This window comes from Micromonospora sonchi (assembly GCF_014646235.1).
Classification (GTDB): domain Bacteria; phylum Actinomycetota; class Actinomycetes; order Mycobacteriales; family Micromonosporaceae; genus Micromonospora; species Micromonospora sonchi.
In genome coordinates, this window is sequence record NZ_BMNB01000049.1 from 16,510 (window position 1) to 28,263 (window position 11,754).

An 11,754-nucleotide genomic window follows, 5' to 3' on the forward strand; every position below is an offset into this window, starting at 1 on the left:
CTGTTCCCTTCTTCCGCCCGGCCTCGACCGGCCGGCAGGTGACGTCTCGACGCTACGGCCGGCCGCCCGCGAAGGAATCCGGCGTTTCCCTCGCCATTGCCGGCGGACCGGCCCGGGCCAACGCGGCGCCGAGTTCGGCCCGACGGGAGATGCCCAGCTTGCGGTAGACGCGGGACAGGTTCGTCTCGACGGTCTTGGGGCTGACGAACAGTTCGTCGGCGATGGCCCGGCTGGTCCGTCCCTGCGCGGCGAGCCGGGCGACCCGCTCCTCCGTCGCGGTGAGGTCCGACGGCGCGGGCGGCCGCCCGCCGAGCCGGGCGGCCTCGGCTCGGGCACGTTCGGCGAACGCCGTGGCACCGAGGGCGTCGAACTCCGCGGCGGCGGCCTCCAGCGCCTCCCGGGCCGGTCGCTTGCGGCGCAGTCGGCGGTGCACCACGCCCGCCACCAGCAGGCACCGGGCCCGATCCAGCGGCAGGACGTCCGGTGCCACCGCGGCGCGCGCGGCGGCGAGGTCGTCCAGGGCAGCCGACGGGTCGACACCCCCGGCGCTGTCCAGCAGGGCCCGACTGCGGGCCAGCCCCAACAGCGTCCAGGGCCGTGGCACACGTCGGTGTCGCTGCGCCAGCCGCTCCAGGGCGGCCCGGGCGGTGGCCAGGTGGCCCGCGCCGACGCAGGCCTCGATCCAGTCCGGCTCGAAGCGCTGCGCCAGCGGCTCGGTCAGGCCCATCCGGTCGACCGTCGCGGCGAGCCGGCCGTACCCGGCCGCCGCCTCGGCCATCCGCCCGACGCAGAGCGCGACGAAGGCACCCAGCTGAAGGTGGATGCGGCGGCACCAGTCGTCGTCGAGCTCCTCGCCCCGCCGTATGCCGGCCTCGGCCACCCGCGCCGCCGCGTCGAGCCGGCCTCGCAGGGCGTCGAGCGACCCGGCCAGCCAGGTCTCCGCGGTCAGCTCGGTGCCGAGCAGCTCACCGAGGTCCCGAGCCGCCGCGATGTGCCGCTCGGCCGCCGACCAGTGCCCCGCCAGCAGTTCGGTCTCACCGAGGTGCTTGAGCAGCTCGTACTGCGACGGTTCGTCTCCCCGGGCCGCCGCCCGGTCCAACAGCGCCTGTAGCCGGGCGCGGGCCCGGGCCGGCTCGTCGACCGCCTTCCACCAGATCGCCGGGATCGTGCCGGCCAGCCACGACGGCTCCGGGCCCTCCACCTCCAGGGCACGGTCGAGCAACTCGGTGCGGGGTGGCTCGCCGGCCCGTACCTCGTTGAAGAACAGCTGCAGCAGCGCCGCCGCCAGGAGCCCGCGGTCGCCACCCGGGCCGGTGAGCAGGGCGATGGCCGCCTCCGCGTGCGCCCGTGCCGGTTCCGGCAGGTCGACGAAGAGCGCGAGGTGGGCGTGGATCCGGCCGGCGAGCGGAGTACCGGGCGTGGTCGCCGCCAGCGCCCGACCGGCGGCCTCGACCGCCGTGCCGCCCGACTCGTCGGCGCTCCACGCCACCACGGCGCGCAGCAGCAGCGCCTCGGCGCGCACGTCGCCGGTGAAAGCGGCGGCCACCGCCTCGGCGGCGGTTCGGGCACCGGGATGGTCGCCGCAGTCGAACCGGCAGCGAGCCGCCGCCAACAGCCGTTCGCCGTGGCCGACGCGGTCATCGGTCGGGGTGAGGCGACCGGCCGCCTCGTACAGGTTCGCGGCGGCCTCCGCCGCGCCCCGGGCATGCTGGCGGGCGGCGGCCGCGGCGAGCGCGTCGGCCACCACCGGGTCCGCTGTGGTGGTGCACAGGGCCAGGTGCCGGACCCGCTCGTCGGGGTCGGCCACCACCTCGGCGAGCCGGCGGTGCAGGCCGCGTCGGACGCCGGGCGGAATGCCGGCGCGGACCGCCGCCGCGTACACCGGGTGGGCGAACTCGACGCGTAGCGGCGTCACGACCAGCAACCCCGCCTCCTCCGCCGCGTCGAATGCGCCGGGGGACACCCCGGCCGCGGCCAGATCCCGGAGCAGGGGTACGCCGAGCAGGGCCGCCATCCGTACGGCAGCCCGGCACCGGGCCGGCAGTCCGGCGAGCACCTCGCCGAGGAGTTGGTGCATGGAGGAGGCCACCGGTAGGTCCTGTGCCGGCTCCGGGGGGTGCGGCAGGCGCTGCACGGCGCGGGCCACCTCGATGGCGACCAGCGGGTTGCCGCCGGCCTCCCGGGCGATCCGGGCCAGCAGCGGGCGGTTCGGCGCGGTCCCGACCCGCTCCCGCAGGACGTGATGCAGTGCGTTCACGCCGAGCGGGGTCAGCCACAGCCGGGTCAGCCGTCCGACGCCGGCGTCGAGCCCGAGGGGCGCGGCGCGCGGCGACGTCCCGTTGTCGGTGCGGGAACTGGCCAGCGTGGCCAGCTTCGGACCGATCCGCCGCAGCGCGAACCGCAGGGCGCGTTCGCTCGGCCGGTCCAGCCACGGCGCGTCGTCCACGGCGACCAGCACCGACCCGCCCATGGCGAGCACCGCCTCCAGCAGCGAGCGGGTGGCGGCGCCGATCACCCGCTCGTCGACCGGTTCGTCGCCCTCGCGGGTGAGCAGCACCGTCTCGGCCGCGACGCGCTGCGGACGCGGAAGGTCCGCCGTCAGCGCGGCCAACGGGCGCAGCAGGTCGGCGAGGGCGGCGAAGGGCAGGTCGCCCTCGCACTCGGTCGGCGCGCAGGACAACACGCGCCAGCCGGCCGCTGCCGCCTCGGCGACCAGCACCCGTAACAACGCCGTCTTGCCGATCCCGGCCGGGCCTTCCAGCAGCACCGGCCCAGGCTCGTTGAGGGAGCGCCAAGCCTGGTCGAACAGTTCGTCCCGGCCGACGAGCGCTCGTCGCATGGTGGCGATTCTGGCACCGCCCGCGAAGGGTGACCATCGTGCGTACGGCGAGCCACGGACGGCGGTCGGTCGACCGCCGTTCAGGCGTGCAGCGCCCGGCTGGTTGGCCCGTGGCGCAATCGCGGGAGGTCAGTGCGGCGCCGGCTCGGGTGCGCGCTCCACATCGGTCGCCGGGCGGTCGGTGGCGTCCTCCGCGGTGGCCGCCGGGGGCCCGGCGAACCAGTCGATGCCCCCCGGCTTACCCGCCGCGACGGCCGCCGCCGCCCGAGCCACCGGGTCCGGTAGCGGACGCGCGGCGGACCCGGTCTGCGGGGGGTGGCCGGACCGGTCCTGCGTGCCGCCCTGCGGATCCCCGCCGCCCTCGGCCGTGGCCCGGTCCGGGCTCGGCGCGATCCGGTCGGCACCGTCGTCGGTGGCCTCGGGGGCTGCGGCCCCGCCGTCGTCGGCCGGGTTCCCGGTCGGCGGCACCGCTTCGCCGCCGGTGCGGGCCGTGGGACGCTCACCCGCGCGTGCGGCCACCATCGGGTACTCGGCGGTCTCGCCACCGCCGGCCGCGGCGGCCATGACGGCGGCGGCAGCCAGATCGGCGACGCGCTTGGCCTCCCGTTGCACCCGGGCCCGGGTCTCCTTGGCGTGCCGCTCGGCCGCCTCGACGGCCCGGCGCACCTCGTCCAGCCGCCGGGTCTCGGCCTCGAGGTCCCGGCTGGTCTCCGCCAGCTGCTGCCGCAACCGGCCCAGCTCGGCGTCCGTGTCCTCCTTGTCGCGCCGCGACTCGTCGAGCTGTTGCCGGGCGGTTTCCAGCTGCTCCTGCACCTGGGCCAGCATGTCCTGCTGCTCGCCGACGGCCAGCTGTACGGCGTGCAGCTGCTCCTCGGCGGCTGCGGCCTGCTCGTCGCTGTGCTTGCGTACCTCGGCGGCCTGTTCGTCGGCGCGCTTACGGATCTCCGCCGAGTACTGCTGAGCGTCCGCGATCATCGAGCTGACCCGCTGCTCCGCGGCGGACCGCTGGGCGGCCAGCTCGCGTTCGACGGCCGCCCGTTGCTCGGTCAGGTCCTCCTCGGCCGCGGCCCGCCGCTCCGCCAGTTCCTCCTCGACGGTGGTCCGCCACTGGGTCATCTCCTGCTGGTTCTTCGAGCGGGCCGCCTGGATCTCCTGGTGGATCTGGGTACGCGCGGAGGTGGTCAGCGCCTCGGCCGCCGCGCGGGTCTGCTCGATCTGTTGGCGGCACTGCTCGCTGATCCGCTGCGCCTCCTGCTGGGCGCGTTCGTGTGCGGCCTCCCCCTCGGTGCGCAGCTGGTCGGCGCGTTCGCGGGTCTGCACCAGCTCGGCGTCGGCCGCCGCCCGCAGTTCCTCGTACGTCTTCTCGTGCTCGGCCCGCCGGCCGGCGAGTTCCTCCTCGAGATCGGCGAGGGCCTTGACGGTCCGCTCCCGCGCGTTGGCGAGCATCTTCTCCGCCTCCGCCTGGAGTTTGTTGGCCCGCTGCGTGTGGCTCTCCACGATGTTGGCGGCCTGCTTCTCCGCCAGGTCCAGGATCTGGCCGACCATCGGGCCCACATCCTGGAAGGCCGCCTTGTCCAACTGCGCGGGCCGCTGGCGCAGGTCGGTCACCTCGACCTGCAACGCCTGGAGCTTGCCGACCATCTCCTGTGCCTGCGTCGCGGCCCGGTCCCGTTCGGACGAGAGGGCGGCGAGTCGGCCCTCCGTCTGCTCGACGTAGTGATCGACCTGCCGTCTTTCGTACCCGCGCAGGGTGACCTCGAAGTTCGGCCGCAAAGCCAGGTCGTCGCGGGCTGCGAACGGCTCCTCGCCGATGGACATGCCTCATCCTCCGTATGGTCGCGAGTCGCCACACCGGGCGGCCCGGCGGCGATGACGCGCAACGCTACCGCTGCTCGCGTCGGTCTGTCCTCCCACCCCGGTACCGTTTCCCGCCGCCTGACCGGCGGCGTCGGCCGGCGGCGGCGCCGGTCAGCCGGCGCACCGCTCCGGTATGGACGCCGTCGGGCGGGCGGCCGCTGCGCCGACCGCGCCGGGGCGGGGAGGAGGATTCGGAACCCACGCTTGACATGAAGTTAGGTTAGGTTAACCTAACCACCATGGTGAGCGGAGGGGCGTCGGGCGGCGCCGAGCAGCGCCTGAGCGGAGTCGACCTCCGCCTGGGCTACCACGGCACGCAGGTGGTGCACGGTGCGACGATCGCCCTGCGACCGGGCGCGGTGACCGCGCTCGTCGGGCCGAACGGCAGCGGCAAGTCCACCCTGCTGCGGGCGCTCGCCCGGCTGCATCCGATCGGCGGCGGCGCGGTGCACTTCGCCGACGGCACCGCCGCGGCCGGCCTGCCGGCCAAGGAGTTCGCCCGCCGGGTGACCCTGCTCGCCCAGAGCCGACCGGTCCCCAGCGGAGTCACCGTCCGTGACGTGGTCGGCTACGGCCGACACCCCTACCGGGGTCGCTGGCGGGCCGACGACCCCGACGGACCGGCCGCCGTGGCCCGCGCGATGGAGGTCACCGGGGTCACCGCGATGGCCGACCGGCCGGTGGACGAACTGTCCGGCGGCGAGCTGCAACGGGTCTGGCTGGCCACCTGCCTGGCCCAGGACACCCCGGTGCTGCTGCTCGACGAGCCAACCACCTTCCTCGACCTGCGCTACCAGGTCGAGATCCTCGACCTCATGCGTGACCTCGCCGACGAGCACGACGTCGCGGTCGGCGTCGTGCTGCACGACCTCAACCAGGCCGCCGCGGTGGCCGACGAGGTGGTCCTGCTGCACGGCGGCCGGGTCCGTGCCACCGGCACCCCGGCCGAGGTCTTCACCGAGCCGGATCTGACCGAGACCTACGGCATCCGGATCGAGGTCGCCGTCGACCCGCTCAGCGGGCTGGTGACCACCCGACCCGTGGGGCGGCACCTGGCCCGTGTCGCGCTCTGAGCACCAGAACCGTCAACATCCACATCCGAGAAAGAACCTCATGTCCCGTACCCGTGTCACCACTCTGCTCGCCGCCGTCACCGCGCTGACGCTGGCGGCCTGCGGCACCACCGAGAACACCGCCGAACCCACGACCGCCACCCCCGCCGCCGGCGGGCCGGTCACCGTGACCGACAGCCGCGGCAAGGAGGTGAAGCTCGACAACCCCGCCACCAAGGTCGTCGCCCTGGAGTGGGGCGAGGCCGAGATGCTGGTCAGCCTCGGTGTCATGCCGGTCGGCGTGGCCGACACCAAGGGCTACGCCACCTGGGTGACCGCCGCCGTGCTCGCCCCCGACGTCAAGGACGTGGGCACCCGGGGCGAGCCGAGCGTCGACTCGATCGTGGCGCTCCAACCCGACCTGGTGGTCATGGAGGACGGCCGCGGCGCCAACCTGGTGACCCAGCTGGAGAAGTACGTCCCGGTGATCGTCACCAGGGGCAGCGACGCCTCGGACAACCTCGGCCGGATGCGCGCCGATCTCAACATGATCGCCGAGGCGATCGGCCGGACCACCGAGGCGCAACGGCTGCTCGCCGACTTCGACGCCGCCATCGCCGACGGCAGGAAGAAGATCGCCGAAGCCGGCGCGGCCGGCCGACCGTTCGCCATCGCCGACGGCTGGAAGGAAGGCAGCACGGTCAGCATCCGGATGTTCGGCCAGGGCGCACTGGTCTCCCAGATCGGCATCCAACTCGGCCTCACCAACGCCTGGACCGGCAAGACCGACGAGGTGTGGGGCCTGGGCCAGACCGACGTCGAGGGACTGACCGGGCTCAAGAGCGCCGACCTGCACTTCTTCTACAACGCCTCGGACGGCGCCGACGTCTTCGCCGACGGCCTCGCCGGCAACGCCATCTGGACCTCGCTGCCCTTCGTCAAACAGGGCCACCTGCACCGGATGCCCGACGGCATCTGGACCTTCGGCGGGCCGCTCTCCGGCAAGCAGTACATCGACCAGCTCGTCACCGCGTACGCGGGGTGACCGCGCCGATCGCGCCCCCGCGCCCGGAGCCGGCCGTCCGGCCGGCTCCGGCCGGACGCCCCTCCGCATCCCGGGTGGCCGGGATCTTCCTCGCCGCCACCGCGCTGTCGCTGCTGGTCGCCGCGGTGCACCTCACCCAGGGCACCTCCGGCGTGGGTGCGCTCGACCTGCTGCGGCTGCTCACCGGCGACGACGACGAATCGGCCCGGGTGCTGATCGCCTCCCGGGTGCCCCGGCTGCTCGCCGGGCTGGCCATCGGCATCGCCCTCGGCTTCGCCGGTGCCGCCCTGCAGTCGATCGCCCGCAACCCGCTCGCCTCGCCGGACACCCTCGCCGTCAACGCCGGCGCCCACCTGGCCATCGTCTCGGTCGCCGCGTTCGGCGTCGCGCTGCCCGCGCTGCCCGCCGGCGGCCTCGCCTTCTGCGGCGGCCTCACGGCGGCCGGCCTGGTGATGACGATGTCGGCCGGCGGCCAAGCCGGCACCACCAGGCTGATCCTCGCCGGCTCGGCCACCGCCCTGGCGCTCAGTTCGGTGACCATGCTGCTGCTCCTGCTCTTCGAGCAGGCCACCATCGGCCTGTTCGCCTGGGGCAACGGCTCGCTGGTGCAGGCCGACCTGGTCGCGCTCACCCAGCTCGCCCCGGTGATCGGTGCCGCCCTCGTGGCGCTGATGCTGCTCGGTCACCGCCTCGACATCCTCGCCCTCGGCGACGACACCGCCACCGTGCTCGGTCTCGACGTACGACGTACCAGGCTGCTCGTCACGGTGCTCGCCGTGCTGCTGTCCGCCGCAGCGGTCACCCTCACCGGGCCGGTGGGCTTCGTCGGTCTGTGCGCGCCGGTGATCGTCCGGCTGCTCGGCCCCCTGGTGCCCGAGGTACACCGGCACCGGGTCCTGCTGCCGCTGTCCGGGATCGCCGGAGTGATCATCGTGCTCGGTTCCGACGTGCTGCTGCGCGCCGTCATGGGCGGCCAGGCCGGCGTCGACATCCCCACCGGCGTGGTGACCACCCTGCTCGGCGCCGCGATCCTGATCTGGCTGGCCCGCCGGCACCGTGCCGCCGGCCCCACCCGCCGCCCGCCCGGTGGCCACGCGGCGGTCCGCTCGACGGCGTTCCACCGCACCGTCGTCGCCGTCGCCGGCACGATCGCCGCAGCCGCGGTGCTGCTCGGCATGCTCACCGGGGACACCTGGGTGCTGTTCGGCGACATCGTGAACTGGATCAACGGCAGCACCGGGCCGGCGTACACCTTCGTGCTGGACCAACGGTGGCCGCGGGTGGCCGCGGCGGTGCTGGCCGGCGCGGCGCTCGCGGTCGCCGGCACCACCGTGCAGGCGGTCTGCCGCAACCCGCTGGCCGAACCCGGCATCCTCGGCATCACCGCCGGCGCCGGACTGGGCGCGGTCGGTCTGCTCACGTTCGTGCCACTGGCCGGCGTCTGGGCCGTCTCGGGGGTGGCCGGAGTCGGCGCCATGCTGGCCTTCGCCCTCGTCTACGGCGCGGCCTGGCGCGGCGGGCTCAACTCCGACCGGTTGGTCCTGATCGGCCTCGGCGCCTGGCAGGGCGGCACGGCCCTGATCACCTACCTGATCGTCGCCTTCGACCCGTGGAACACCGGCAAGGCGTTGACCTGGCTCTCCGGCTCCACCTACGGCCGCACCGGCACCCAGGTGCTGCCGGTGGCGATCGCGCTGCTGGTCCTCACCCCGGCGGTCGCCGCCGCCCGCCGCGAACTGGACCTGATGACGCTGGACGACGACACGCCGCGGGTGCTCGGCGTCCGGCTGGAGCGCACCCGGCTGCTCGCGCTCGGCGCGGCGGCGCTGCTCACCTCGACCGCCGTCGCCGCGGTCGGCGTGATCGGCTTCGTCGGCCTGGTCGCCCCGCACGCCGCCCGCGCCCTGGTCGGCGGTCGCCACGCCCGGGTGCTGCCGGTGGCCGCGCTGCTCGGCGCGGCCCTGGTCAGCCTCGCCGACACCCTCGGTCGCACGGTCATCGCCCCGGCGCAGGTCCCCGCCGGCCTGGTCACCGCGTTGATCGGCACCCCGTACTTCGTCTGGCTGCTGTGGCGCTCCCGCGCCGCCGCCCCGCAAACCCGGTAGCGCACCGGTCCGGATCAGGAAGGCACCATGACCAGCACCCTGCCCGCCGCGCCCTGGCGGTTGTTCACCGTCGAGGTCCACGCGGTACGCCGGCTCAGCCCGTCGTTCGTCCGGGTCACCTTCACCGGAGCGGACCTGGACCGCTTCGCCGACAACGGCTACGACCAGCGGATCAAGCTGGCCCTGCCGCTGCCCGGCCAACGCGGGGTGTACCTGCCGCAGGGCCCGGACTGGTACGCGCGCTGGCGGGCGCTCCCCGAGCACCGGCGCAATCCCATCCGTACCTACACCGCCCGCGCGGTTCGGCCACAGCTCAACGAGGTGGACGTCGACCTGGTGCTGCACGGCGACGGCGGGCCGGCGACCCGGTGGGCGCGGCGGGTCCGCCCCGGCGACGAGATCGCCATCCTGGGACCGGACGCGGCGTACGACGGTGACCACGGCGGCGTCGAGTTCCGTCCCCCGTCGACCGGGTGCCTGCTGCTGGCCGGGGACGAGACGGCCGTGCCGGCGATCAGTGGCATCTGCGCGCGGCTGCCGCTGCACGCCCGGGGCCGGGTGTTGCTGGAGGTGCCCGAGGCGGCCGACGTGCTGCCGCTGGCCGCCCCGCCCGGAGTGGAGGTGACCTGGTTGCCCCGCGGCACCGACCCGCACGGCGCCCGGCTGGTCCCCGCCGTCACCGCCGCGGCCGGCGAGTTGCTGGTCGGCCGGGTGCCCGCCGTGGCCGGCGTGCCGGTCGCCGGTCCGGCCGGCGTGCCGGTCGAGGACGTCGACGTGGACCGCGAACTCCTCTGGGAGGTGCCCGACCCGTTCCCGGCAGCGCCCCTCTACGCCTGGCTGGCCGGAGAAGCGGGCGTCATCCGCACCCTTCGCCGCCACCTGGTGAACGAGCGCAATCTGGACCGCCGCGCCGTGGCCTTCATGGGCTACTGGCGTCACGGCCGCGCCGACCCCTCCTGACACCCACCCCGTCCCCGTCCCCGTCCCCCGCCGTCGATCTTGCACTTTTCGTCGCCACAAAAGCCCTGAAGCCGGGCATATGGGCGACCGAAAGTGCAAGATCGCGGGGGCAAGGCGCGGGGGGAGGGGAGGGGAGTTAAGGGAGGGGGTGGGAGATGTTGCGGGCGTGGTCGGTGAGGGCGGCGGCGGTGACGGTGGCCTCCAGGGGGAGGATCTCCAGGCAGCGGCGTACGGCGACGGCCATCAGCGCGGCCGGTACCCGCATCGACAGCGTGCAGTGCGGCACCCACCGCCCCGGCTGGTAGTGCTCGACCAGCGTGACGCCGGCCGCCGCGAGCCGGGCATGCACCCGTCGGTGGTGTGCCAGCAGTTCGGGTGTGGGGACCGGGCCCAGCCAGAGCACCCGACCGACGAACTGGCCCGCGTACTGGAACGACAGCCGCAACGGCACGGCCACCGTGGTGCCGGCCAGGGCCGTGGCGACCTGCTCCGGGTCGAGGCGTGGCGCGACCGCGAGCGAGACGTGCGGTCGGTGCCGTTGCTCCAGCAGCGAGCGCATGCTCTGCACCCCCTCGGCCTCGAGGGCGTCCCAGAGCACCCGGATCCGTCGGGTGGCGGCGGTGTCCAGGTAGAGCTCCAGCGCGGCGACCACATGATCAGCGTAGGCCGGTGCTCACGGCACGATGACGGCCCGGCCCTCCAGCGTGCCGTCCTGCATCTGCTGGTACGCCCGCATCGCGTCGTCCAGCTTGAACGTCGTCGTCTTCGGCCGTACCAGCCCCCGGGCGCCGAGTTCGAGCACCTCGATCAGCTCCGGCCGGCTGCCCCAGTACGTGGTCTGGATGCTCACCTCGTACGGCACGGAGAAGAAACCGACCGGCAGACTGCCGCCGCCGATCCCGACGATGGTCAGGTCGCCCAGGGGGCGGGCGGCGGCGCCGAGCCGCAGGGTGGCGTCGGCGCCGACGAAGTCCAGCACGACGTCGGCGCCGCGACCGCCGGTGGCCGACCTGATCTCCTCGACGGTGCCCTCGCCCGAGCGCAACGCCAGGTCGGCGCCGCACTCCTCGGCGAGCCGCAGCGCCTCGTCGCGGGTGTCCACCGCGATCACCCGGGTGGCGGTGGTGGCCTTGAGAATCTGCACACCGACGTGCCCGAGCCCGCCGACACCGATCACCACGGCCGTGCTGCCGGGCGGCAGCTTGGACCAGGACCGGCGGATCGCGTGGTACGGGGTCCACCGTCCAGGCCGAGTCCGCCCCCGCCGCCGGGCACCGGTGGCCGGGTTCTCGCATTGGCTTCCTCTGCCACCTGGAGGGGGCAGGTTCCCGGCGGTGTTCATGCCGCACACCGGGTGGTTGACGCTTCACAGCCGAACCCGATGGCCTCGGCTCCACGTCCGTACACGGCAAGCCCTGCCCCGTTCACAATGTTCAGGGCGGCGTTGCTGTCGGCGTGACCGACCCACCGGCATGACGTGCACGCGAACACGACGCCCTTGCGGGACGCCGGATCACGATGCCCGCACGCGGAGCATGTCTGGGACGTGCCCGCTGCAGGGACTTTCAACAACTGTCCGCCTCGTTCGGTCAGCTTGTACGCCAGAAGCTCGATGGTTCGGCTGTGTGCCTCGTTGCGCATCGACCGGTTCAGGCCGGCCTTCTGACGCACCCTCGCGCCGGGCTGCTCGACGGTGCCTTTGGCGCTGCGGGTCATGTTGCGGATCCGCAGATCCTCCACCACCACAATCCCGTACCGCTGCGCGAGGGAGGTGGTGGTTTTATGCTGCCAGTCACCCCGGCGGCGCTTGACTTTCGCGCGCACCTTGGCGATCTGGTCATAGGTTCGACGTAGCCGGTTCGATGTCGGCTCGCCGTGTTTGCGTGCTCGCTTCTG

Annotated in this window: 9 protein-coding genes; 4 read left to right on the forward strand and 5 right to left on the reverse strand. The window is 74.2% G+C overall.

Annotated elements, in window-relative coordinates:
* Positions 1-52 precede the first annotated feature (52 nt).
* Positions 53-2,839, reverse strand: coding sequence for an AAA family ATPase (locus IEY61_RS29530; protein WP_189050301.1), 2,787 nt, complete (start codon positions 2,837-2,839; stop codon positions 53-55).
* Positions 2,840-2,968: 129 nt separating this feature from the next.
* Positions 2,969-4,657 (reverse strand): hypothetical protein, encoded by a 1,689-nt coding sequence (locus IEY61_RS29535; RefSeq protein ID WP_189050303.1) that lies wholly within the window; start codon positions 4,655-4,657, stop codon positions 2,969-2,971.
* 278 nt (positions 4,658-4,935) lie between these two features.
* Here IEY61_RS29535 and IEY61_RS29540 point away from each other — a divergent pair, with 278 nt between their 5' ends.
* Genes IEY61_RS29540 through IEY61_RS29555 form a run of 4 tightly spaced genes read left to right on the forward strand, consistent with a single transcriptional unit; the run spans position 4,936 to position 9,858 of the window.
* A complete protein-coding gene (locus tag IEY61_RS29540; RefSeq protein WP_189050305.1) occupies positions 4,936-5,769 on the forward strand; it encodes an ABC transporter ATP-binding protein in 834 nt (277 codons plus the stop codon).
* 40 nt (positions 5,770-5,809) lie between these two features.
* Positions 5,810-6,793 (forward strand): ABC transporter substrate-binding protein, encoded by a 984-nt coding sequence (locus IEY61_RS29545; RefSeq protein WP_189050307.1) that lies wholly within the window; start codon positions 5,810-5,812, stop codon positions 6,791-6,793.
* Positions 6,790-8,898: an iron ABC transporter permease gene (locus IEY61_RS29550; RefSeq protein ID WP_189050309.1), complete on the forward strand. Its 2,109-nt coding sequence runs from the start codon at positions 6,790-6,792 to the stop codon at positions 8,896-8,898. The genes IEY61_RS29545 and IEY61_RS29550 overlap by 4 nt, the downstream gene beginning before the upstream one ends.
* Positions 8,899-8,925: 27 nt before the next feature.
* On the forward strand, positions 8,926-9,858 hold the full coding sequence (locus tag IEY61_RS29555; protein ID WP_189050311.1) for a siderophore-interacting protein: 933 nt from the start codon (positions 8,926-8,928) through the stop codon (positions 9,856-9,858).
* A 136-nt stretch (positions 9,859-9,994) separates the two neighbouring features.
* On the opposite strand, the gene IEY61_RS29560 is transcribed toward IEY61_RS29555, so the two are convergent.
* From IEY61_RS29560 to IEY61_RS29570, 3 genes are all read right to left on the reverse strand, one after another.
* The gene (locus IEY61_RS29560; RefSeq protein WP_189050313.1) at positions 9,995-10,510 is read right to left on the reverse strand and encodes a 2'-5' RNA ligase family protein; all 516 of its coding nucleotides are present in this window, start codon (positions 10,508-10,510) and stop codon (positions 9,995-9,997) included.
* 21 nt (positions 10,511-10,531) lie between these two features.
* A complete protein-coding gene (locus tag IEY61_RS29565; RefSeq protein WP_229706569.1) occupies positions 10,532-11,038 on the reverse strand; it encodes a zinc-binding dehydrogenase in 507 nt (168 codons plus the stop codon).
* 158 nt (positions 11,039-11,196) lie between these two features.
* Positions 11,197-11,754, reverse strand: a 558-nt coding sequence (locus IEY61_RS29570; protein WP_189050317.1) for an RNA-guided endonuclease InsQ/TnpB family protein, incomplete at its 5' end; no start/stop codon positions are given.

What these genes read in the sequence shown, in the direction of transcription:
- IEY61_RS29530 (WP_189050301.1), bottom strand. Translation starts at nt 2,839, where the DNA reads ATGCGACGAGCGCTCGTCGGCCGGGACGAACTGTTCGACCAGGCTTGG.
- IEY61_RS29535 (WP_189050303.1), bottom strand. Translation starts at nt 4,657, where the DNA reads ATGTCCATCGGCGAGGAGCCGTTCGCAGCCCGCGACGACCTGGCTTTG.
- IEY61_RS29540 (WP_189050305.1), top strand. Translation starts at nt 4,936, where the DNA reads ATGGTGAGCGGAGGGGCGTCGGGCGGCGCCGAGCAGCGCCTGAGCGGA.
- IEY61_RS29545 (WP_189050307.1), top strand. Translation starts at nt 5,810, where the DNA reads ATGTCCCGTACCCGTGTCACCACTCTGCTCGCCGCCGTCACCGCGCTG.
- IEY61_RS29555 (WP_189050311.1), top strand. Translation starts at nt 8,926, where the DNA reads ATGACCAGCACCCTGCCCGCCGCGCCCTGGCGGTTGTTCACCGTCGAG.